The following is a 22,605-nucleotide window of genomic DNA, read 5'->3' on the forward strand; positions in this document are numbered from 1 at the left end:
TCATTCAGGGTCCGTATCAAACCGGAAGTTGCTGCGGCGGCGCGCAGAGCAGCCTCCAACTTCGGACGGCAGGCGGTCGTCACGAAAGACAAACGGCCCGGCACGCGTCGTCAGGCTCTGCAATTCGCCGCGTCGGGCAAATGAGGCAGTCCGCCACACAGGTTGCCAAGATATTGCCGCGGGCTGGCGACGATTCCTCACGTTTTGGCCGCGCTGACGCCATTGCCGCAGGGGCATTGTGCCGCTGGGGCTGGCAAATTTGGGGAGATTGCCATGAAGAGCGAGGTCAGCAGCCGCTCGGCATTGATCATCGCAGCAGGACTATTTGCGTGCCTCTACGGGCCGCTGCAACCGTCGCCCGCCGCCGCCGCGCCACAGGATGGAGCGACGCAGGCCAGCCCGGCTCCGGTGGCTAAGAAGAAAGTGGTCCGATCCCATGCCAAGCATGTGAAAAAGAAGACGACTCCGGCCAAACCCAAGCCGAGCGCCGAGAATACCAAACAAGACAGCAAGCCCGACACCGCAGCCGCGAATACCGCGACGGCGTCCCCGCCCGAAACTGAGGCCAGCAGTGTCGAACCGCCGGTTCCCGCTTCCTCCGCTCTGCCCGCCTCGATTGCCAATGCCAACGCTCAATTCCCGCAGGTCGCGGCTGCCGATGGCGCCACGCCGAGCCCGGCAGCGTCCGGCGCGGCGGGGTCCGAGCCGGCCTCGGCTCAAGCAGGCGGTGCTCCCCCGGTTGTGGCTCCCGACGAGGTGAATGAACTCGATCGCGCCGCTGAAGCCACTCCTCCGACCACCATGGCTTCGACCACCACGCCACAGCCGGCGCCAGCGACGGTTGGTACCGCCCAGGTTTCCTCCGCGACTGCCAATGAGGGCGCCTGGGACAAGGCGTCGCTGATCGGCAAGATCTTCATCGCCGCCGGTGGACTCCTGACGCTGGCCTCGGCTGCCCGGATGTTCATGGCCTGAGATCAGCCGCCGCCTCCCCTTGAAGCGCCTCGCGCCAGCGGGCAGATTGCCCGCGGCCGCGACCGGCCCTCAACGGGAATGCATCATGAGCACTTTTGAATTCATCGTCGTCGAGCGCCAGAACGCGGTCGGCATCATCAAGCTCAACCGCCCGAAGATGCTGAACGCGCTGTCGTTCGGCGTGTTCGGCGAGATCGGCGCCGCGGTCGAAGACCTCGAGGCCGACGATGCGATCGGATGCATTCTGATCACCGGCAGCGAAAAGGCCTTCGCGGCCGGCGCTGACATCAAGGAGATGCAGCCGAAGGGCTTCATCGACATGTTCAACGAGGACTTCACCGCGATCGGCGGTGACCGGCTGGCGCGCTGCCGCAAGCCGACCATCGCGGCGGTCGCCGGTTATGCGTTGGGCGGCGGCTGCGAGCTGGCGATGATGGCGGACTTCATCATCGCGGCCGACACCGCCAAGTTCGGCCAGCCGGAAATCACCCTGGGCACCATTCCGGGCATCGGTGGTACGCAGCGCCTGACTCGGGCGATCGGCAAGGCCAAGGCAATGGATCTGTGCCTTACCGGACGGATGATGGACGCTCAGGAAGCCGAACGGGCCGGCCTGGTCAGCCGCATCGTCCCCGCCGACAAGCTGATGGAAGAAGCGATCGCGGCTGCCGAGAAGATCGCATCGATGTCGCGTCCCGCTGCGGCGATGGCGAAGAATGCGGTCAATCGTGCGCTGGAGAGCACGCTGGCCGAGGGCCTCGCCGTCGAGCGCGATCTCTTCCATGCGACCTTCGCGCTGGAAGATCGCTCCGAGGGCATGGCGGCGTTCATCGAGAAGCGTAAGCCGAACATCAAGAACCGATGACGACAAGCTGACAGATGCGGCGGTCGTTTGCCGATCGCCGCATCCTGGAGCGTGCCGGATCGTCGCAGCGTTGCCAAGGCACCACAGTGCCGATGGCAAACATCCACAGATCCCGCTGGACGGTTTGCCTCTCGCGGCACCGCGTTCTAAACATGCAGGGCATCGGCGGGGGCGGATGTTGCAGCTAGCAGCGGGACGGATGGACAAAAACGCCCAGATCAACGGTGTTGAAAGTTGCCTGCGCGTTGCGCGGCGGAGCCTTTGCGCCGCGACCGCGATTGCGCTGCTGCTGATCACTCCGGCGTCGGCCGAAAGCCTGACCGAAGCGCTGGCCAAAGCCTATCAGACCAATCCGCAGTTGAACGCCGAGCGCGCCCGCCAGCGCGCCACCGACGAGAACGTGCCTTCGGCGCTCTCCGGCTACCGGCCTCAAATCATCGCCAGCCTCGGCGCCGGCATGCAGTCGGTTCGCAATCTGCTGCCCGACAACACCATCCAGACCGCGACGCTGAAGCCCTGGACGATCGGCGTCACCGTGACGCAGACGTTGTTCAACGGCTTCCGCACGGCCAACAGCGTGCGCGTCGCCGAGCTTCAGGTGAAGTCCGGCCGCGAAGCGCTGCGCAATGTCGGCCAGGGTGTGCTGCTCGACGCGGTCACCGCCTACACCAACGTGTTGGCCAATCAGGCGCTGGTCGCGGCACAGAAGGCAAACGTCGACTTTCTCAGCCAGACGCTGGACATCACCAACAAGCGGCTGAATGCCGGCGACGTGACGCCGACCGACACCGCACAAGCCGAGGCCCGCCTCAGCCGCGGCCGCTCAGATCTCAACGCTGCCGAAGTCAATCTGGCGATCAGCGAAGCGACCTATGCGCAGGTGGTCGGCAATGCGCCCTCGCGCCTCGGTCCTGCCTCGCCGGTCGACCGGCTGCTGCCGCGCAGCCGAGAGGACGCGATGTCGCTGGCGATGCAGGGCAACCCGGCCGTCCTCGCGGCCGGCTTCGACGTCGACGTCGCCACCACAACCATCAAGGTGGCCGAAGGCGCGCTGCTGCCGACCGTTACCGTTCAGGGCAGCGCCAGCCGCAGCCGCCAGTCCGATTCGACGCTCGGCAGCGCCGGCACGGATCAGGCCTCCATCGTCGGCCAGATCGCGGCGCCGATTTATGACGGCGGTCTTGCGGCCTCGCAGACGCGGCAATCCAAAGAGCTCGCTGCACAAAGCCGACTGGTGCTCGATCAGGTTCGCAATCAGTCGCGCACCGCGGCGATTGCCGCATGGGTCAGCAACGAAGGCGCGAAGATCGCGGTCAGCGCCTCGGAGTCCGAGGTGCGTGCGGCGGAGATCGCGCTGAAGGGCGTCAGCCGCGAAGCCCAGGGCGGCCAGCGCACCACCGTCGACGTGCTGAACTCGCAGCAGGACCTGATTCTCGCGCGCGCTCGCCTGATCGGCGCGCAGCGTGATCGTGTCATCGCCTCCTACACGCTGCTCAGCGCGATCGGCCGCCTCGACGTGCAGACGCTTGGCCTCAACACGCCGGACTACCTGCCCGAGGTTCACTACCATCAGGTGCGCGACGCCTGGCATGGCCTGCGGACGCCGTCCGGACAGTAAGCCGACCATTTGCTTCAATAAGCTTGGACGAACTCGCCGCGCAGCACTCGGCTGCGACGGCTGCCAGCTCTGCTTCAGCGCAAGATCAGCGCAAGAGCTGGCGGTGAACGACGATCGCGTCACTGCGTAGCCGTAAGAGCGATCAAAGAATCAGCAGGCCTTGGCGTGATCGCCAGGTGGCACGGCACTCGCCAAGCCGAACGATTCGGACTGGGCCGGCGTCGTGCGCGCACCATAGCCCCTGCTCTGCTCCGGCGGGAACGTCGGTCCATGCGTCACCGTGGTCGCCTCGACACGGTCGCCGAGCGCGCGGCCGGTTTCGGCGCAGATAAAATGCTGCTGCGAGCAGGCCAAACAGAACACCGGCTCATAGGCCAGCCGATCCCCGCTCCCCGCCTCATCGGCGAGCCAGGTCTGTGTCATCAGACCACTCTGCGGACATCGGTAAACCAGGAGCCTAGCCATAGTTGCAGGGTGCCATGACCTGCACGCGGGAGGCTTGACGCAAGTCAATCAGCACATGCGCACAAACGTCGCGGCTGCTTCAGCATGGCTTGCCATTGCACTGCGAAACAGCATTTCCTGCTGTCTAACAGACACTTCTTGAAATGAACTACTTGCGAACCCTCGCAAGACTACGAAGCCACCTAAGTAATCATCCGAGGCGGCGTCGCGAGAAGTACGAGATCAGGACCGGCAGGGTGATCAGAATCACGCCGGGCGCGAGCATCATTCCGGTGACGACGACGATCGCCAGCGGCTTCTGCACCTGCGAGCCGATGCCATGCGACATGGCCGCCGGCAGCAGCCCGACGCCGGCGATGACACAGGTCATCAGCACCGGGCGCAGCTGCAACTCGCCGGTGCGGACCACCGCCTTGATGCGGTCGAGGCCCTGATCGATCAGCTGATTGTACTGTGACAGAATGATGATGCCGTCCATCACCGCGATGCCGAACAGCGCGATGAAGCCGATCGCCGCCGAGACGCTGAACGGGATGCCGCTGACCAGCAACCCCATCACGCCGCCGAAGATCGCCATCGGGATCACGCTCATCGCCAGCAGCGTGTCGGTGAACGAACCAAAATTGAAGAACAGCAATACGCCGATCAGCAACAGGCTGATGGGGACGACGATCGACAGCCGCTTGATTGCATCCTGCAGATTGCCGAACTCGCCGACCCACTCGACCCGGGACCCGGCAGGCAACTGGACCTGCTCGGCGACCTTTTGCTGCGCCTCCTGGATGGCGCTGCCGAGGTCTCGCTCGCGTACCGAGAACTTGATCGGCAGATAACGTTCCTGCTGTTCGCGGTAGATATAGGCCGCGCCCGACACCAGCTGGATCGATGCCACTTCGCTGAGGGGGATCTGCGTGATGCCGTTCGGGCCCTGCACGCCGATCCGCAGATTGTGGATCGCCTCGGCGCTCTTGCGATATTCCGGCGCCAGCCGGATGATGATCGGGAAATGACGATCACTTCCCGGCTCGTAGAGATCACCGGCGCTGTCGCCGCCGATCGCGACGCGGATGGTTGAATTGATATCGCCGGGCGTCAGGCCGTAGCGCGCCGCGCGGGCGCGGTCGACGTCGATCTGGATCGTCGGCTGGCCAAGCGAGGTGAACACCGCGAGGTCCTGCACGCCCTGCACCGTCGACAGCACCGCCTTGATCTTGTTCGCCGTGTCTGTGAGCGCCTGCAGATCGTTGCCGTACAGCTTGATCGAGTTCTCGCCCTTCACGCCGGACACCGCCTCGGACACGTTGTCCTGCAGATACTGCGAGAAGTTGAATTCGACGCCCGGGAATTTCTCCTGCAGCTGTTTCAGCATCCGCGCGGTAAGGTCGTCCTTGTCCTTGACGCCTGGCCATTGCGCGACCGGCTTCAGCGGCGCGAAGAATTCGGCGTTGAACAAACCGGCCGCATCAGTGCCGTCGTCAGGCCGGCCATGTTGCGACACTACCGACTCGACCTCTGGGAAGCTCTGGATCAGCCGCCGCATCTGATTGACGTAGGTGTTGCCCTCGGCGAGCGAGATCGTCGGCGGCAACGTCGCGCGCACCCAGAGATTGCCCTCCTCAAGCTTGGGCAGGAATTCGAGGCCGAGGAAACGCGATGCAATCACGGTCGTCAGCACGAGCCCGACAGCGCCGGCCATCACCAGGCGCCGGTTCGCCACCGCCCAGCCGAGCAGAGGCATGTACAGCCGATGCAGCCAGCGCATCAGGAATGTCTCGGTCTCCTTGACGTGCGACGGCAGAATGATCGCCGACAGCGCCGGCGTCACCGTGAAGGTCGCGAGCAGACCGCCGGCGAGCGCATACGCATAGGTCCGCGCCATCGGCCCGAAGATATTGCCCTCGACGCCGGACAGCGTGAACAGCGGCAGGAAGGCGGCGATGATGATCGCGGCGGCGAAGAAGATCGAGCGCGAGACGTCGGCTGCGGCCGACAGGATGGCATGGCTCTTCATGCCCATGATGGTCTCGGCGGAGATGTGGCTGCGCTCCTCCTCCGACAACGGCGTCGAGTGCGACAGCCGCCTGAAGATCGCTTCGACCATGATCACCGTAGCGTCGACGATCAGACCGAAATCGATGGCGCCCACCGACAGCAGATTCGCCGACTCCCCCCGCAACACCAGAATGATCACGGCGAAGAACAGCGCGAACGGAATCGTGGCGCCGACGATCAGCGCACTGCGCAGGTCGCCGAGGAAGATCCATTGCAGAACCACGATGAGCAGGATGCCAACCACCATGTTGTGCAGCACGGTGTGGGTGGTGGTGTCGATCAGGTCCTTGCGGTCGTAGATCCGCTCGATCCGCACGCCGGGCGGAAGGACGCCGGAGGCGTTGATCGCGTTCACGGTCTGCTCGACCCGCGCGATGGTCGGCGAGCTTTTCTCACCGCGCCGCATCAGGACGATGCCCTGGACGATATCGTCGTCGTTGTTCATGCCGGCGATGCCGAGCCGTGGCTTTTCGCCGACGCTGACCTTGGCGATGTCCTTGACCAGAACGGGGTTGCCGTTGCTGGAGGTCACCATCGTGTTGGCGAGATCCTCGATCGAGCGGATCAGACCGACGCCGCGCACAACGGCCGACTGCGCGCCGATATCGACGGTGTTGCCGCCGACATTGATGTTGGAGTTCGAGACCGCCTGCAGCACCTGCGGCAGGGTCAGGCCATTCGCCACCAGCTTATTGAAGTCGACCTGAACCTCGTAGGTTTTGGTCTTGCCGCCCCAGCCGGTGACGTCGATGACGCCCGGCACGGCGCGGAAGCGGCGCTGCAGCACCCAGTCCTGCAGGGTTTTCAGGTCGAGCACGCTATAGCCGGGCGGGCCGACCAGCCGATAGCGGAAGATTTCGCCGATCGGGCTCAGCGGCGAAATGCCCGGCTGGGCGTTGCCCGGCAGCGGCGGCAGCTGCGACAGCCGATTGAGCACCTGCTGCAGCGCTTCGTCATAGGTGTAGTCGAACGAAAACTGCAATTTGACGTCGGACAGGCCGTACAGCGAAATCGTACGGATCGTCTTCAGGTTCTTGATGCCGGCGACCTGGGTCTCGATCGGGATGGTGATGTAGCGCTCGATTTCCTCGGCCGACAGCCCCGGGCTCTGAGTCACGATGTCGACCATCGGCGGGGTGGGATCGGGATAGGCCTCGATGTTGAGCTGCTTGAACGCGATCACACCGCCGGCCAGCACCAGCAGAAACATCGCGACCATCAGAAAGCGTCGGTTGACGGCAAGGGCTACGAGGCGACCCATCCGGATCGAACCTTTCAGGCAGGCGAGCGGCGGGAGCCGCGATCAGGCGTCCGGTGTGTTCTCGTCATCATCGCTTCGCGCCGTCAACTGAACTCTGCGACAGGTTGTGCGAAATTTGCCTGCGGGAGGCACGATGACCGAGATGGGCGGTGGGAGTACCGTTAGATGAAGCTCAACCGGTGGCGGCGCGGTCGATGAACAGGCTGCCCTTGGTGACGATCTTCTCACCCGGCTTCAGATTGCCGATCACCTCGACCAGATTGCCGGCCGTCAAACCCGGTTTGATGGTGCGCAACTCGATCGAGCGATCGTCGCGCGCAACCCAGACGCGGACCTGGTCGCCTTCATAGATCAGCGCCGTGCGCGGCACGCCAACGGCCGGATGATCGGAGGCCGAGTAGATCGTGACGTTGGCGAACATTTCCGGCTTCAGCGCGCCGTCCGGATTGTCCAGCGTGGCGCGGACCATCAGCCGGCGGGTGTTCGGGTCGATCGCGGCCGCGACGTAGTTGACGCGGGCCGTCAGCGTGCGGTTCGGCAGTGCCAGCACCTTGAAGCTGATGTCCTGGCCGATCTCCACCGCGGCGGCTTCGGATTCGCGCACGAAGGCGGTGAGCCACACGGTCGACAGATCGCCGATCACGAACACCGGGTCGCTGGCGCCCGAATTGACGTACTGGCCGGGGCCGATCTTGCGTTGCAACACCGTCCCGCCGATCGGCGCGTAGATCGTGGTCTCGGGATTGATCTTGCCCTTGTCCTGGAAGGTCGAGATCGCCTGCTCGGTCAGGCCGAGGATACGGAGACGATTGCGCGCGGCTTCCAGCGCCGTGGTGGCCGACTGCATGTCGTTCTGCGCGCTGATCAGCGTGGTCTGCGCCTGCTGATAGTCCTTCAGCGGAACGGCTTTGCCTTCGAACAGGTCGCGGGCGCGCTTGTCCTGCAGTTGCGCCAGTTCGAGCTGCGACTTCGCCTTGTTGAGCGCGGTCGAGGCGGCAATGAAATCGTTCTGCGCCTGCACCGTGTCCGGCGCCTCGATGGTGAACAGTGGCTGGCCCTGCTCGACGTGATCGCCGGGACGCGCCAGCAGCTTCATCACCCGGCCTGCATAAGGAGAGAACACTGGCGTCGACCGATCCTCGTCGATCGCGATCTTGCCTTCGGTGATGTGCTCGGCGCGGAAGCTGAAGTCGCTCACCGGCTCGATCGTCAGGCTGGCCCATTCGGACGCGCTGGGCGTGTAGCGATCGGCGCTGCGGCGCGACTGGCTGGAAATCTCCGAGTGCACTTCGGGGGTCTCGAAGCTTTGCATCACGCTGTAACCGGCGACGGCACCGCCCGCGATCACGCAGCCGGCCAGCACCAGCCACTTGCGCGGCATCGTTCGCAAACGTCGTGAAAATTCGTTCAGCATGGCCCAGCTCGAGATCCGGCTTGATCGCCGCGTTCGCCTCCCGGCGGCTCATAATGCCGAGTTCATGTGACACGCCAACAAAAAAGCGCGATCAGCGTGAAGTCTCGTCACCATCGCAGCGCACCATCCCGGCAGACCGGCGCCCGGACGCATGTTCCTAGGGAGTGGAACCTGAATGGGGGATTAACCGCTTCAACATCCCGTTAACTTACCGGCATTGTCTCTCACCGAATGCTGAACTTCCCGTCATCGCCCTGATCGTCCAACCCAAACGATACAACCGGACAAGGACCTGACGGTTGAGGCGGCCGGGCGAAGGCATAAGCGCCTCGCGGTGAACCGGCCGATGTCGGTGCGGCTCACACCGGAGGCGGCGCATCCGCAAGCCGACGGCCTTTGCGCACGATGCTCCGGAAGCCGCGGTCAAATGTTCAGCCCCGCGTCGGCCATTGCGCAGGATCGGAGCCGAGCGGCACGGCCGGCCGCGCCCAGAACGCCGGCGTCGCCGACAACTGCGCCGCGTGCTTCACCGCCGTCAGCGTCCCGAACCCGGAGGGCATCTCTGCCCGAAACGGAGCCGCTGCTTCCGCGCTGATCTCGGGCGTCGCGAGGCCGTCCGCCAGCCGCCCCATCTCCCACAACCATTGCCCGGTGCGGGCGAGCGACACCTGGACGTGCCAGCTTCCGCCTTCACGCGCCTGCCGCGCCTTGGCGATCATCGCACCGAACGCCATCAGATAGCCGGTGGCGTGATCGAGGATCTGCATCGGCAATTCCTTCGGCCCGGCGACGCCCGCCGCCTGCCCTTCGGCCGCATTGAAGCCGGTCGCGCATTGCACCAGCGAGTCGAAGCCGCGCCGCTCGGCCCATGGGCCGCTGCGACCGTAGGCCGCCAGCGAGACGTAGACGATGCCCGGATTGATCGCGGCCGCCTCGTCGGGCGAGAAGCCGAGCGCGGCGAGCGAACGCGGCCGATAGCCCTGGCTGAAGATATCCGCCTCGCTGAGCAACTCGCGCAACGCGGCGTGCCCCTCCGGCGTGGTAAGGTCCGCGTAGCTCGACAGCTTGCCGCGGCCGGTGTCGATCACCAGCCACGGAATCGACGGCAGCTTTGGACTTGATACCAGCATCACGTCGGCGCCATGCGCTGCTAGCGTGCGGCCGGCCACAGGACCGGCGATGACACGCGACAGATCGAGCACGCGAAGACCGGCCAGCGGCCGATCGCCCACAGGCCACGGCTTCGGCGCCGCCTCGCCGATCCTGGTGATTTCCACCAGCGGTAGCGCAGCCAGTGCGGCCGCCTGCGGCAGCGCCTGCCACTCGTCCCGCGAGCGCATCAGCGCGACGACGCCGCCGGCCGCATAGGCTGCCGTTTCGAACGCTTCGCCATCCCATTGCAACAGCGCAGCCTGCACCGCCTCGCGCGTCGCGTCGCAGTTCAGCACCTTGCAGACCGCGTCGCGATGATGCGGAAAATTGGTGTGCAGTCGGACGTAGCGACCGCCTTTAACCTGATACACGCCGGCGATAGGATCCCACATCGGCGGCGGTGGCTCGCCGTCCTTGCGCAGATATCGTTCGGAGCGGCACTCGACGGCGGCGTTGCGCATGTCGACGCTGACGTCCTGCGCCTGGCCGCTACGCATAGTCCAGATTTCCGCAGCAGCCAGCGCGCTCGCCGCGATCGATACCTGCGCGGCGGCATCGACGCGGAACGACGATGGCAATTGGGGTTCGTCGCCCGACAGGGTGACGCGCGCGAGCGCCGCGGGATCGGCACCGACGGACGTCCAGAGCTGAGTGAGCAAATCGCGGGGAGTTTGCATGGATCCTCGATATGACAGCCAGAACTACTTGATCGGCGGCATGGGCAGCATCGCCCGCCCCTCTTCCATGACATAGACATGGTCGAGCGAGTACCAAGGCGAGACGACATCCGCTTTGCTGGGGTGGGTCTCGTCGTGCCGGACGAAATCGCCGAGCAGCGTGCGCGTCACGCCGAACTGAACATCGTCCTCGATATGCGGATCGGCTGGGTCGTAGATCTGCGAGATCAGAACCTTGAATCCCTCTTTCACGATCAGCGCATGCAAATGCGCCGGTCGATACGGATGCCGGTTCTGCGCCTTCAGCAAACGACCGACGACGCCATTGGTGGGAATCGGATACCCGATCATCATCACGGTGCGAAACCAGAAATAGCCGTCGCTGTCGGTGGTGAATTTGCCGCGCAGGTTCATGTCGGCCTGGTCGGGATCCTGATTTTCATAGAGTCCGACCGGCGACGCATGCCAGACGTCGACCTCGGCGCCGGCGACCGGCGCTCCGCTGCGGTCGACCACACGCCCGCGCACGAACAGCGCCGGTCCCGGCGTATCGGAGCGCACGATACTGCCGCCATTGTCGACGCGCGGCGAATTCAGCCGCCAGAACGGGCCGAGCAACGATTGCGAGGTTTCGGTATTGCCGTTGTCGCCATTGTTCAGCAGGCAGACCAGCGACGAGATGCCGAGCGAGCCCGCCATCAGCACGGTCTCGTTGTGACTGTCGGTCGACAGTTGGCCGAGTTCGTTGATGGTCTTCGCCGCCGTCCTGAACTCGTCTTCGGTCAGGCGGACGTCGCGAACGAAATCGTGCAGATGCCGGACTAGCGACACCATGATTTCCCGCAGACGCGGATCGGTCGTCTGCTCCATCACCGCGAGCGCAGCTGTGGTGACGTCCTGGGGATTCTTGATGACCACGGGTTGTCCCCTTGCAGGAGGCCGGCGTGCGAACCGGACGACGAGTCTGTGTAGGCCGTTGCGCGGGTCAGGTCGAATACGATTTTGACGAGGCCGCCATGCCTGCACTTGAGCCTGGGCGCCCAGGGAAGGACATTGCCTGGTTCGGCAGGCCGCATCGGCCTCGCGGCGCTCCCGAGTTTTGCGAGAATCCCTGCCCCACAGGAGGTGGCGGTCTGGGCAATCAGGTCCGTGCTTCCGGAGACGGCCACGATGCACGCCGCTCCGCGTCATCCGGCGGGCTTTCGCCGCCTTCACCCGCGCTGCGGACTGACAAGTTGCAGAGCCCGCAGTGGACCCAGTGGCGCCTGCGCTGTTTGCGCGGAGAAACTACGACAGGTTGGAAGCATCGGCACACGGCGCTCGAGACATCGCCGAGGAGAGCACCGTTTCTCAAAAGCGATGATCCGCCGCCATCGGCGAATGCCGATGATGGCGGATCATGATGGCTTACAGGTTGCTAGCGCGTTCACGCCAGGTCGCGGCGCGGCACCGAAGCTCCGTAGCGGGGCCCCCAAAAGGCGCCCGCCGCAGCGCCGAAGACGGGCGCGAAGAACGAGATCAGGGCTCCCTTCGAAGCCGTGCGGGCCGAAGCCATTGTTTAACTGCTGCCTCGGTTAGTTGCGGCTGACCAGCACGCCGACCAGGAAACCGACCGCAGCGGCTCCCACCAACGACAGCAGCGGCTGATTGGAAACCTGTTGGGCCAGATCATTGGTGGCGCTCTTCACATAGCGGCTCCCCTCGCCGTAAGCCTTCTCGGCGAGTTCACCGGCATCGCCCAGCGCCTGATCGGCGCGATCGCCGGCATCGCGCAGCGTGTCCTTGGCCTGGCCGTAAAGGTTCTGACCTTTGCCGGCGATCTGATTGCCGACGCCGGACGCCCGCGTACGTTCGTCACCCACCGCGTTGCCGACGGCCTCTTCGACCTTGCCGCCGAACTCCTTGGCGGCACCCTTGATGCGATCCATATCCATGATGTCTCCTTTGCGCTCACGAGCCGGACCATCCGGCGATCGAGCGAGTTGCGTGGTCGATGGAGGTTGAAATTACTTCGTCAGCGCATCCTTGACGGCGTCCTTGGCTTCACCGACTTTGGCCTGAGCCTTACCCGCCAACTGATCGGCCTTGCCCTCGGCTTTCAGGTCGTCGCTGCCGGTGATCTTGCCGATAGCTTCCTTGATAGACCCCTTGAGTTCGGTCGCCTTGCCTTCGATGCGGTCCTTGTCCATGTCTGTCTCCTTCCAGGTTGTCGTTAGATCCGTGAGCTAAGAGTTCGTCGCCGAGAGCCAATGATGGAAAAGCACCAGATGGCTAGTGCAGCCGCACCAATTCGTCAGGGTTGGATGATCAGGCCTTGGGAATGAAGCCATTCTCACGTCCCCAGACGACGGCTTCGGTGCGCCGGTGAATGCCGAGTTTGCGATACAGCGAGGCGACATGATTGCGGATGGTGTTGAGTGACAGCGACAACCGCTTGCTGATCGCCGGATCGCTCAGGCCCTGGCAGATCAGGCCGAGCACTTCCCGCTCGCGATTGGTCAGCTTCTGGCTGGGCTTGGGTTGCGACGTCTCGGCTGACGGCCGTCTCAGCGCGGCGAGCTTTTCGAGAATGCCCTTGCTGAGCCATGAGGCATCCGACATCGTCGCGTCGATCGCGTGCATCAGATCCCGCTCGGTCCGCTTGCGTTCGGTGATGTCGAGGAAGGTCGCGAGCACACAGGCTGTGCCGGCAATCGTCACGGTCTCGGCCGATACCAGGCAGTCGACCTCATTCTTGTTGCGGCAGGTCAGGCAGGCCTCGAGTGAAGCGATGCGGCCAGTCTGTTCGATGGCGGTTTCGAACTGCTGCCTGCTCTCGGCACGCCCCCATAATTTGATGTCGGCCGGGCGACGGCCGATCAGTTCGGCATCGCCATAGCCGAACTGCGATACGAAGGCCGCGTTGACGTTGACGAAGCTAAGGTCGGCGAGCTTCATGACGGCCGTCGGCACGGGCGACAGCTGAAATGCTTTGGCGAAACGCTCTTCGCTTTGCTTGAGCGACATCTCGGCCTTTTCGCGGGAATCGAGATCCGCGAAAGTGAACAGCATGCAGTCCTCTTCGCCGACCTGGATCGGCTGACCCGCCATGATGACGAGCTTGGCGCCGCCCTTCGCTAGCCGCATCCGGATCTCGGTTTGCGGAATGGTGAGGCCTTCGGCGAGGCGCTCGCGTAGCTTGTCGGCATTGTCGGCTTCGGCGAACAGATCGATCGCTTCGATCGACTGACCGTTGACACGATCGCGCTCGAGATCGAGCATGTCGAGAAAGCCCTGATTGACTTTGACGACGATCTGATCGGCCAGCCGGCAGATGATCGCGGGTGCGGGATTGGCGTTGAAGGTGCGTTCGAAACGAGCTTCCGCCGCAAACCGTTCGGTCACGTCCGCGATCACCAGCACAAGACAGTCGGGCTTGCCCTCGACGTCGTTGATGACAAGGCTGCGGATTTGATGAATCCACTCGCGGCCCTCGCCGCGACGCGGCTCGACGACAACCACGACGTCGGAGAACGCTTCACCGGCGAGCACCCGCTCGGCCGGATATTGCTCCTGCTCCAGCACGTGGTGATTGCGATAGCGCAGCGCGAAGTTGCGCCGATACTCATCGACCGTGCGCCCAAGTTGGTCGAGATCGGTCACGCCGTGCATCGCCAATGCGGATTCGTTCGCCCAACTGATGCTCTGATCGGGTTCGATCAGGATCACGCCCTCGGTCAGGCCGGCAATGATCAACTGGAGCTGGTTGCGATTGACGAGATGATCCAAGAGAACGCTCGTTGCCTGACTGATCTACGCGATGAGAAGTTGCCATCGAAGCGCCATATGAAGCAGTTGGGGCAGCTACTTCATATGAAGTTGTAATTTTTTCCGGTTATTATTTCTGCGAGTATTGGTAGTATTTGTGTTCGTCGTCGTCATCCCGACCAGCCTTCATAGCTGCGAGGGAACCCGGGTCACGACGGATTGTTCCCCGGCGCACAGAACGACTCTTTGCGAACGAGCGGCGCAGCAGCGACAAAAGGCCAGCTCAGTCACGCCGAGCGTCGGCGGGTTGCGATGACATGACGAAAACTGGCTCAGTGAAAATCCCGCGACGGCGGCAGGATGCGGACGTCGCGGGGGTGGCGATGGCGCTGGGCGGGGGCGTCGGGTGTGTCCCGGCGGTCGCCGTTGAGGGCTTCGTGGCCCTGCTTCTCGGACGTCAGTTGCTCATATAGGTTCGCACCATCCGGCAGCGCCGGACGAACCAGGCCGTCGGCTAACCGTCCCATCTCGGCGCTGCGATCGATCAGCCGCTCGGCGACGAGATGTACGACGCCTTCCGGGCTCGCCTGGACCTTGCCCTCGACCAGCACCAGCCGCGCCCCCATCACTTCTTTTCGAAATTTCTCCATGATGGCCGGCCACACTACGATGTTGGCAATGCCGGTCTCGTCCTCGATGGTCATGAAGATCACGCCATTGGCGCTGCCCGGCCGCTGTCGCACCAGCACGACGCCGGCGCAGCGCGCGCGCCGGCCGCTGCTACGTGTCGACGACACCTCGTTACACGTCACCACCCGCTCGACCGCGAACAGCGCGCGCAAAAATTCCATCGGATGGCCCTTCAGCGATAGCCGCACCGTCTGATAATCGGCGACGACATGCTCGGCCATCGGCATTGCCGGCAACGGCGCGGCGTGCTCATCCTCCTGCTCGCGCGCGCTGGCGGCTTCGAACAGCGGCAGCGGCATGTCGTCCGGTAGCCGCCGCACCGCCCACAGCGCCGCGCGGCGATCGAGCCCGAGCGAACGGAACGCGTCGGCATCAGCGAGCAGGATCAGAGCGCGCTTCGGCAGTGCGGTGATGCGGGCGAACTGCTCAAGTGAGGTGAACGCCCCCCTCGCCCGCGCCGCGACGATGCGCGCCGCCCAATCATCGCTCGGCGGCTCGCCGGCGTCGCGCCGCACCCGCTCCTCATCCGTATCGGCCCAGCGGAAGCCGTCGATCATGCGGAAGCCGAGCCGCACCGCGTGATACTTGCCGGTTCGTTCTTCCAGTGTGCACTGGCCCTCGCTGAACGATACGTCCACGGGGCGCACCTCGACCTTGTTGGCGCGCGCATCGCCGACGATCTGCGCCGGCGCGTAGAACCCCATCGGTTGAGAATTCAAGAGCGCGCAACAGAACGCGTCGGGATGGACGTGTTTGAGCCATGACGACGCATAGACCAGCTGAGCGAAGCTCGCGGCGTGGCTTTCGGGAAAGCCGTAGGAGCCGAAACCCTTGATCTGCTCGAAGCAATTCTGCGCGAAGGCGCGCTCGTAGCCGCGCGCCACCATGTTCTCGACCATCATCGACTCGAACTTGCCGATAGTGCCGACATTGCGGAACGTCGCCATGGCGCGGCGCAGGCCGTTCGCCTGCTCGGGCGTGAACTTCGCCGCCTCGATGGCGATGCGCATTGCCTGCTCCTGAAACAGCGGCACGCCGAGCGTCTTGTGCAGCACGCGGTGCAGTTCGTCCTTGTCGCCGTATTGCGGCGACGGCGACGGATAGCTGACTTGCTCCTGCTTGTTTCGCCGGCGCAGATAAGGGTGCACCATATCGCCCTGGATCGGGCCGGGCCGCACGATCGCGACTTCGATGACGAGGTCGTAGAATTTGCGCGGCTTCAGACGCGGCAGCATGTTCATCTGCGCGCGGCTCTCGACCTGGAAGACGCCGAGCGACTCGCCGCGGCACAGCATGTCGTAAACTTCGGGCACCCCGCGCGGAATGCTGGCGAGTGTCCAGCGCTCGCGCTTGTGCTCGTCGATCAGGTCGAAGCATTTGCGGATGCAGGTCAGCATGCCGAGCGCCAGCACATCGACCTTCATCATCTTCAAAGCATCGATATCGTCCTTGTCCCACTCGATGAAGGTGCGATCCGCCATCGCGGCGTTGCCGACCGGCACGTAACTATCGAGCCGGTCCTGCGTCAGGACGTAACCGCCGACGTGCTGCGACAGATGCCGCGGAAATTCGATCAGTTCGGTGGCCAGTTCGACCGCCAGCGCGATCATCGGATTCGCCGGATCGAGACCGGCCTGCTTGACCTGCATGTCGTTGAGGCCCTTGCCCCAACTGCCCCACACCGTGTCGGCCAGCGCCGCGGTGACGTCCTCGGTCAGCCCCAACGCCTTGCCGACATCGCGGATCGCCGATCGCGGCCGATAGTGAATGACGGTAGCGACGATCGCGGCGCGGTGGCGGCCGTAGCGGCGATAGACATATTGCATCACCTCTTCGCGCCGGATGTGCTCGAAGTCGACGTCGATATCCGGCGGCTCCAGCCGCTCTTTGGAGATGAAACGCTCGAATAGCAGGTCGACCTCGGTCGGTTTCACGGCGGTGACGCCGAGCACGTAGCAGACCGCCGAATTCGCCGCCGAGCCGCGGCCCTGACACAGGATGTTCTGCGAGCGGGCGAACTGCACGATGTCGTGCACCGTGAGGAAGTAGTGCGCGTAGCCGAGCTTGCGGATCAGCCGCAGCTCCTTGTGCAGCACTTTCTTGGTGCGCGGCGGAATCCCCTTCGGGAAGGATTTATGCGCACCGGCCCAGGTCAGATCTTCGAGATGACGCTGCGCGGTCTTGCCGGGCGGCACCGGCTCGTCGGGATACTGATATTTGAGCTGATCGAGCGAGAACGTGATCTGCGCGGCGAAGCGCAGCGTTTCGGCGATAGCGTCGGGATCGCCGCGGAACAGCCGCGCCATTTCGGTGGCGGGCTTGAGATGCCGCTCGGCATTGGCTTCCAGCCGGCGGCCGATCTTATCGATGGTCGTCTTCTCGCGCACGCAGGTCAGCACGTCCTGCAGCGGACGCCTTGCGGGGTGGTGATACAGCACATCGTTAGTAGCAATGCACGGGACTTTCGCCGCCGCTGCGGCACCGCGCAGCCGATCCAGCCGCCGCTTGTCGTCGCCGCGATAATACGGGGCGAGGCCGAGCCAGACGTGAGGCGTCAGCTCGGTCAGACGCGCGAGTGCGGCGGCGATGGTCTTCGTCTGGAAGCGATAAGATGGCATCACCACTAGCAGAATTTGGGATCCCTCCCCCTTGCGCTTTCCTCCGTCATGGCCGGGCTTGTCCCGGCCGTCCACGCCTTGCGAACGGAACTGCAGGATAGACGCGGATGGCTGGAAGGAGGTGGATAGCTCGAAGGACGTGGATGGCCGGGACGAGCCCGGCCATGACGGCGTTGAGAGCTGATGGATGGACGTCGCAGGCTCGTGGAGCGCAGCCAATGCCTCGTTAACAAACTCCTCCAAATCCCCAAACGTCAGATGGCACTCGCCCTTCTCGGCGCGCAGTTTGCCGGTGCTGAGCAGGCGGCAGAGGCGGCCGTAGGCGGCGCGGTCGGTCGGATAGGCGAGCAGGTCCGGCGTGCCGTCGATGAAGCACAGCCGCGCGCCGATCAGCAGCTTGGGCTTGTGGATGAGGTCCTTGTTGTCGAGCTCGCTATAGGCGCGGACCACGCCGGCCAGCGTGTTGCGGTCGGCGATGCCGATCGCATCGAGGCCGAGCCGGCTCGCTTCATGCACGTACTCCTGCGGATGCGAACCGCCTTCCAGGAACGAGAAATTGGTGGTGACGCCGATCTCGGCGTAGCGCGCGCTCATGGGGGGCTCAGCGCTCGATGACAAGCGAGACAGCGTGCCCCGGATGCAGCGCAGCGCGCCGCGTTTGCGGCGTGGTGCGCTGCTGATCCGGGGCCCCGTTGTCTTGCACGCGCTTAACCGGGGTCCCGGGTCTGCGAAGCGGCACTGCGTGCCGCATCGCGCCCGGGACACGATTGGGGGACCTCGTCACGCGAACAATCCATGCATGTACCAGCGCGGCTGGCCGCTGCCGTCGGGTTCGGGCATCACCTCTATTTCGTAAAGACCATTGCGATATAGCCAGAACCGCGCGCCGGTTTCATCCTCGACGCGGAAGTAGTCGCGGGTCAGGCCCGGCTGCGCGGCACGCCACCATTCCATGGCGATGCGTTCGGGTCCTTCGGCGCGGATGACGCGGTGGTGAACACGGCGCCATATGAATCGTGCAGGCGGATCTTCCGGCGTGCCGGCGGTGACTTCGATCGGCTCGGGCTGTTGCAGCAGCCGCAGCGGGCGGAGCGGCAGGGTGTCGGCTCGCGCCGGCCACGGCGCATCGCCGGGGTCCGGCGGGCAATGCTGCACCGGCACGGCCAGCGCGACGCGCTCGGGGATGTGCGTGTCCTGCGGCAGATAGCGGACCACCCGCCCTGCGCCGAGCCGTGCCGCCAGCATGTCGGCCAGCAGGGCGACATCCTCGGCTTGATGCGCGGTGGTGTCGAAGCCGCGCTGCGCCTCGGTGGTGGACACGCTGACGCTGGCGGCGAGCCGGATCAGGTCGTAGCCGAAGCCGGGATCGAGCGAATCGGCCAGCGCGTCCAGCTTCTCGGCGAACAGCCGCTGCACCACCTCGACGCGCGTCACCGGCTGGCCGGTTTCGACGCTGATGCTGCGCACCGCGCCGTCGCTGCGGAAGAAGCTGGCGACCAGCTGCCGCGCGCCCTTGCCGCTGCGTTCCATCGCGGCGATCAGCAGCTTCGCCAGCGCCAGCAGAGTCGGCAGGATCACGTCGGTCGTGGCGACCGGCTCGGGGAAGCGTTTGTCGACGACGTAGTCCGGCGCCGGCTTGCGCGGCGAGATCGGCGCGTCGTCGTCGCCGGTCGCCTGACGCAGCACGGCGATAAAGTCTTCGCCGAAGCGGGCAGCTAATTCGGAGGGCTTTCGCGCCAACACCTCGCCGATGATCTTGAGCCCGGCCCGGCGCAGGCCGCGCACGATCGCGTCATCCACGCCGAGCGCCGCCACCGGCAGCGGCGCCACCGCTCGCCTCTCCTCGCCCGGCGCTACGATGCTGCGCGGCGCGCCGCGGGTCAGCGCCCGCGCCGCCACCGCAGTGCCGGCGATCGCCGCGCTGGTCTCGAAGCCCTGCCGCGTCAGCGAGGTCGTGAGCGACCTCATTAGCGCGGCTTCGTCGCCGAACAGATGGGCGCAGCCGGTGATATCAAGCAACAGCCCGTCGGCACCGTCGAGCGCCACCAGCGGCGTGAAACGATCACACCAGTCGGCGATGGCATTGAGCAGCACTGCGTCGGCGTGGGGATCGTGATCGATGACATCGACGGCCGGATGCATCGCCCGCACGGTGGCGAGCGGCATGCCGGGCAGCACGCCGCCCTGGCTGGCGCGCGCATCGCAGGCGACCACCACCAGCGCGTTGTCGCGCTTGGCGGCGACCACGCGCGGCGGGCGCGAGGCCTCAGCCGGCGAGCCGGCGTTCGGAGCTAGTAACTGACGTTCGAACCGATCGGTCGGCAACCTCGGCAGCCACAGGCCGAGAATGCGTCTGCGGTTCACGGAACTGGCACGCATCACAATTCCATTCCATGATCCAACGGCCGGTCTGGCCGTGACGATTGCGGATGAGCGAGGTGTCGAGCACCGGCGCGCCCCAATCCTCACTCGGCGGCGAATGCGCCGCCCGCACCATCCAGCGCGTCTCCGCTGTCGAAGCTTGCGGCGCCGCGGCGAGGCGCAGCATCAGCGCGGTCACGCCGCTATCCTGCGCCGCCAGCGTCAGTTTTCGGGAGGCGACCTGATCGAACGCGCGGGTCTCGCCCCACAGCTCGGTGATCACCGCGCCGAGGCCGTTGCAGCCGAGCGCATCGGCGGCAGCACGGAGCGCGCTGTCGGCATCGGGAGCGCGGACCATCACCAACCGGCGCGGATCGAGCCCGAGCTCGGCGAAGCCTTCCATCGCCAGTTCACCGTTTTCGCGCGCGGAGAAATCCTGGCGGATCCACAGCAGGAACCGCTGATCGGCGAGCCGCCGCGCTACGCCGGCGGTGAAACCGGTCGCGGCCGGGGCTTGCGCGCCGTCGCAGAACACTTCATGCAGCGCGCCCGCGACCAGCCCGCCGTGCAGCACGGCGTCAGCCTCCGCATGGCCGAGCGGCACGCGGCGCAGCGTCTCGGCCGTCCCGCTTTCGAGCCGGTCGATCTCGCCCTTCAGGCGCGCAAGCATGCTGTGGCGCGCGCCGTCCATGCGCCGCTCCTTTATTCACTGCCAGTTAGGAGAGTCGATGAACCCGTTGCCGGCTCATTTGTTCATGATATGTTCTAATAAATCCCTGCCCCGGGAGAGAGTCAATCGGGTTCAGCCCGAGTCCCCGGAGCAAAATTTTTTCGGCAGTTGAATCAAGGAGATTCCCATATGGACGTGCAGCGCAAGCTGGCCATCCTGGCGGATGCGGCGAAGTACGATGCCTCCTGCGCCTCGAGCGGCACGGAGAAACGCGACAGCCGCGATGGCAAGGGGCTGGGCTCGACCGCGCCCGGCATGGGGATCTGCCATTCCTACGCGCCGGACGGCCGCTGCATCTCGCTGCTGAAGGTGCTGATGACCAACGCCTGCAACTACGATTGCCTGTATTGCGTCAACCGCGCCTCGTCGAACGTGCCGCGCGCCCGTTTCACCGTCGACGAAGTGGTGCAGCTGACGCTCGATTTCTATCGCCGCAATTACATCGAGGGGCTGTTCCTGTCGTCGGGCATCATCCGCAGCGCCGACTACACGATGGAGCAGGTCGTCGAGGTGGCGCGGCGTCTGCGGGAAGAGCATCACTTCCGCGGCTACATCCATCTCAAGACCATCCCCGAAGCCGACGAGGCGCTGATCGCCAAGGCTGGCCGCTACGCCGACCGGCTCAGCATCAACATCGAAGTGCCGGAGGAGAATAGCCTGGCCAAGCTGGCGCCGGAAAAGGACGTCCGTGCTATTCGCCGCACCATGGGCCGGCTGCGGCTGCGGCTCGACGAGGCGACCGAGGCCAAGGCCGAAGCACGCAAACAACCGAGCCGCGCCAGGCCGCCGCGTTTCGCACCGGCCGGCCAAAGTACGCAGATGATCGTCGGCGCCGATGCCGCCACCGACCAGACCATCCTCGACACTAGCGCCAACCTCTACGGCTCATACAATCTCAAGCGGGTGTACTACTCGGCGTTCAGCCCGATCCCGGATTCCAGCCGCGCGCTGCCGCTGCAGGCGCCGCCGCTGGTGCGCGAGCATCGGCTGTATCAGGCCGACTGGCTGATGCGGTTCTACGGCTTCGGCGCGCAGGAGATCATCGATCCGTCGGTCGGCATGCTGTCGCTGGAGATGGACCCCAAGCTGGCCTGGGCGCTGCGCCACCGCGACCGCTTCCCACTCGACGTTAACCGCGCCAGCCGCGAGGACCTGCTGCGCGTCCCCGGCTTCGGCCGCAAGGCGGTCGACCGCATCATTGACACGCGGCGCCACAGCGCCATCCGCACCGCCGACCTCGCCAAGCTGCACATCCCAAGGAACAAGGCGCTCCCCTTCATCGTTCTCCCCGACCACCGCCCGCCGACATATTTGCTCGACGGCGCGCGGCTGGCGGAGCGATTTCGGCCGAAGGCACAGCAACTGGGATTTGGGTTTTGATGGGACCGTTTTGGGTTTGAGTAAGCCGTCATTGCGAGGAGGCGCAGCCGACGAAGCAATCCAGCTTAGTGCACTGAGCTGGATTGCTTCGCTTCGCTCACAATGACGGGGATGGATGATTAGCTACAAGCACAGCCGTCATCCTGAGGTGCGAGCGCAGCGAGCCTCGAAGGATGACAGCCACGAGCACGCAGCGTGCTTGCAGCCCATCCTTTCGGGGCCGCCGCTACGCGGCGGCACCTCAGGATGACGGTGAGCAAGTGGCAAGACGAAGTAAAAAATCACACAGGGAACGAAGTAATCACCACCATGCACCACGTCCGCCTCGACAGCGACACCGATTTCGATGGTTGGCGCAAGGCGGCGCGGGGGTTGGTGCTGGCGGATGTGGTGCCGGCGGATGTGACCTGGACGGTCGCGGGGGACGAGCCGGAGTTGTTCGATGCGCCAGGGTTGGCGCCGCGAGCCTTAGCTCCGGGCTCCGGGTCGTTTGCCGCAGCAGCGGCGTCGTTCCATCAGGCCCCACCCACCCATCCGGCCCCCCCATCGTCCGCTAAAGCGCCGCCCACGCATAACCCCACCTTCCAATTCCCCCCCCGC

The 22,605-nt window shown here is 65.0% G+C and carries 15 protein-coding genes and 1 pseudogene; 5 read left to right on the plus strand and 11 right to left on the minus strand.

The annotated features are described in order from the left end of the window. Positions 1-273 precede the first annotated feature (273 nt). The 3 genes from ACOJTD_RS15100 to ACOJTD_RS15110 all read left to right on the plus strand — a co-directional run bounded on the left by ACOJTD_RS15100 (position 274) and on the right by ACOJTD_RS15110 (position 3,458). A complete protein-coding gene (locus ACOJTD_RS15100) occupies positions 274-975 on the plus strand; it encodes a hypothetical protein (protein WP_420133713.1) in 702 nt (233 codons plus the stop codon). Positions 976-1,060: 85 nt separating this feature from the next. Further along, complete coding sequence (locus tag ACOJTD_RS15105; protein WP_420133714.1) at positions 1,061-1,840, plus strand: enoyl-CoA hydratase; 780 nt, start codon at positions 1,061-1,063, stop codon at positions 1,838-1,840. Between the two features lie 199 nt (positions 1,841-2,039). After that, positions 2,040-3,458 (plus strand): TolC family outer membrane protein, encoded by a 1,419-nt coding sequence (locus ACOJTD_RS15110; protein ID WP_420133715.1) that lies wholly within the window; start codon positions 2,040-2,042, stop codon positions 3,456-3,458. 150 nt (positions 3,459-3,608) lie between these two features. Here the strand turns inward: ACOJTD_RS15110 and ACOJTD_RS15115 are convergent, their stop codons facing one another. The 11 genes from ACOJTD_RS15115 to ACOJTD_RS15165 form a co-directional block, all read right to left on the minus strand. Continuing rightward, positions 3,609-3,881 (minus strand): hypothetical protein, encoded by a 273-nt coding sequence (locus ACOJTD_RS15115; RefSeq protein ID WP_420133716.1) that lies wholly within the window; start codon positions 3,879-3,881, stop codon positions 3,609-3,611. Between the two features lie 232 nt (positions 3,882-4,113). After that, positions 4,114-7,236, minus strand: a complete 3,123-nt coding sequence (locus tag ACOJTD_RS15120) for an efflux RND transporter permease subunit (protein ID WP_420133717.1) — start codon at positions 7,234-7,236, stop codon at positions 4,114-4,116. A 172-nt stretch (positions 7,237-7,408) separates the two neighbouring features. Beyond that, positions 7,409-8,548 (minus strand): efflux RND transporter periplasmic adaptor subunit, encoded by a 1,140-nt coding sequence (locus ACOJTD_RS15125; protein ID WP_420133727.1) that lies wholly within the window; start codon positions 8,546-8,548, stop codon positions 7,409-7,411. A gap of 533 nt (positions 8,549-9,081) precedes the next feature. Further along, on the minus strand, positions 9,082-10,479 hold the full coding sequence (locus tag ACOJTD_RS15130; RefSeq protein WP_420133718.1) for a CoA transferase: 1,398 nt from the start codon (positions 10,477-10,479) through the stop codon (positions 9,082-9,084). 24 nt (positions 10,480-10,503) lie between these two features. Continuing rightward, positions 10,504-11,397: a dioxygenase gene (locus tag ACOJTD_RS15135; RefSeq protein WP_420133719.1), complete on the minus strand. Its 894-nt coding sequence runs from the start codon at positions 11,395-11,397 to the stop codon at positions 10,504-10,506. Positions 11,398-12,053: 656 nt separating this feature from the next. Further along, positions 12,054-12,413, minus strand: a complete 360-nt coding sequence (locus ACOJTD_RS15140) for a CsbD family protein (RefSeq protein ID WP_420133720.1) — start codon at positions 12,411-12,413, stop codon at positions 12,054-12,056. A 72-nt stretch (positions 12,414-12,485) separates the two neighbouring features. Next, on the minus strand, positions 12,486-12,668 hold the full coding sequence (locus tag ACOJTD_RS15145; RefSeq protein ID WP_420133721.1) for a CsbD family protein: 183 nt from the start codon (positions 12,666-12,668) through the stop codon (positions 12,486-12,488). Between the two features lie 118 nt (positions 12,669-12,786). Beyond that, positions 12,787-14,247: a PAS domain S-box protein gene (locus ACOJTD_RS15150; RefSeq protein ID WP_420133722.1), complete on the minus strand. Its 1,461-nt coding sequence runs from the start codon at positions 14,245-14,247 to the stop codon at positions 12,787-12,789. Positions 14,248-14,558: 311 nt separating this feature from the next. Then, positions 14,559-18,128, minus strand: a complete 3,570-nt coding sequence (locus ACOJTD_RS15155) for an error-prone DNA polymerase (RefSeq protein ID WP_420133723.1) — start codon at positions 18,126-18,128, stop codon at positions 14,559-14,561. Between the two features lie 186 nt (positions 18,129-18,314). After that, a complete protein-coding gene (locus tag ACOJTD_RS15160; protein ID WP_420133724.1) occupies positions 18,315-19,913 on the minus strand; it encodes a Y-family DNA polymerase in 1,599 nt (532 codons plus the stop codon). After that, positions 19,801-20,586: an ImuA family protein gene (locus tag ACOJTD_RS15165; RefSeq protein ID WP_420133725.1), complete on the minus strand. Its 786-nt coding sequence runs from the start codon at positions 20,584-20,586 to the stop codon at positions 19,801-19,803. Before ACOJTD_RS15165 ends, ACOJTD_RS15160 begins: the two co-directional genes overlap by 113 nt. Positions 20,587-20,754: 168 nt before the next feature. Between ACOJTD_RS15165 and ACOJTD_RS15170 the strand changes: the two genes are divergently transcribed. Both ACOJTD_RS15170 and ACOJTD_RS15175 read left to right on the plus strand, forming a co-directional pair. Further along, entirely contained in the window at positions 20,755-22,005 is a 1,251-nt protein-coding gene (locus tag ACOJTD_RS15170) for a putative DNA modification/repair radical SAM protein (RefSeq protein ID WP_420133726.1), read from the plus strand. A 309-nt stretch (positions 22,006-22,314) separates the two neighbouring features. Continuing rightward, positions 22,315-22,605 (plus strand): annotated as a pseudogene (locus ACOJTD_RS15175) (hypothetical protein); the annotation flags it as partial.

Source organism: Rhodopseudomonas sp., assembly GCF_048594845.1.
Taxonomy (GTDB): Bacteria; Pseudomonadota; Alphaproteobacteria; order Rhizobiales; family Xanthobacteraceae; genus Rhodopseudomonas.

Bases quoted from the DNA above. Each gene is read 5' to 3' on its own strand.
- ACOJTD_RS15100 (WP_420133713.1), top strand. From the start codon at position 274: ATGAAGAGCGAGGTCAGCAGCCGCTCGGCATTGATCATCGCAGCAGGA.
- ACOJTD_RS15105 (WP_420133714.1), top strand. From the start codon at position 1,061: ATGAGCACTTTTGAATTCATCGTCGTCGAGCGCCAGAACGCGGTCGGC.
- ACOJTD_RS15110 (WP_420133715.1), top strand. From the start codon at position 2,040: ATGGACAAAAACGCCCAGATCAACGGTGTTGAAAGTTGCCTGCGCGTT.
- ACOJTD_RS15115 (WP_420133716.1), bottom strand. From the start codon at position 3,881: ATGACACAGACCTGGCTCGCCGATGAGGCGGGGAGCGGGGATCGGCTG.
- ACOJTD_RS15120 (WP_420133717.1), bottom strand. From the start codon at position 7,236: ATGGGTCGCCTCGTAGCCCTTGCCGTCAACCGACGCTTTCTGATGGTC.
- ACOJTD_RS15125 (WP_420133727.1), bottom strand. From the start codon at position 8,548: ATGCAAAGCTTCGAGACCCCCGAAGTGCACTCGGAGATTTCCAGCCAG.
- ACOJTD_RS15130 (WP_420133718.1), bottom strand. From the start codon at position 10,479: ATGCAAACTCCCCGCGATTTGCTCACTCAGCTCTGGACGTCCGTCGGT.
- ACOJTD_RS15140 (WP_420133720.1), bottom strand. From the start codon at position 12,413: ATGGATATGGATCGCATCAAGGGTGCCGCCAAGGAGTTCGGCGGCAAG.
- ACOJTD_RS15145 (WP_420133721.1), bottom strand. From the start codon at position 12,668: ATGGACAAGGACCGCATCGAAGGCAAGGCGACCGAACTCAAGGGGTCT.
- ACOJTD_RS15155 (WP_420133723.1), bottom strand. From the start codon at position 18,128: ATGAGCGCGCGCTACGCCGAGATCGGCGTCACCACCAATTTCTCGTTC.
- ACOJTD_RS15160 (WP_420133724.1), bottom strand. From the start codon at position 19,913: ATGCGTGCCAGTTCCGTGAACCGCAGACGCATTCTCGGCCTGTGGCTG.
- ACOJTD_RS15165 (WP_420133725.1), bottom strand. From the start codon at position 20,586: ATGGACGGCGCGCGCCACAGCATGCTTGCGCGCCTGAAGGGCGAGATC.
- ACOJTD_RS15170 (WP_420133726.1), top strand. From the start codon at position 20,755: ATGGACGTGCAGCGCAAGCTGGCCATCCTGGCGGATGCGGCGAAGTAC.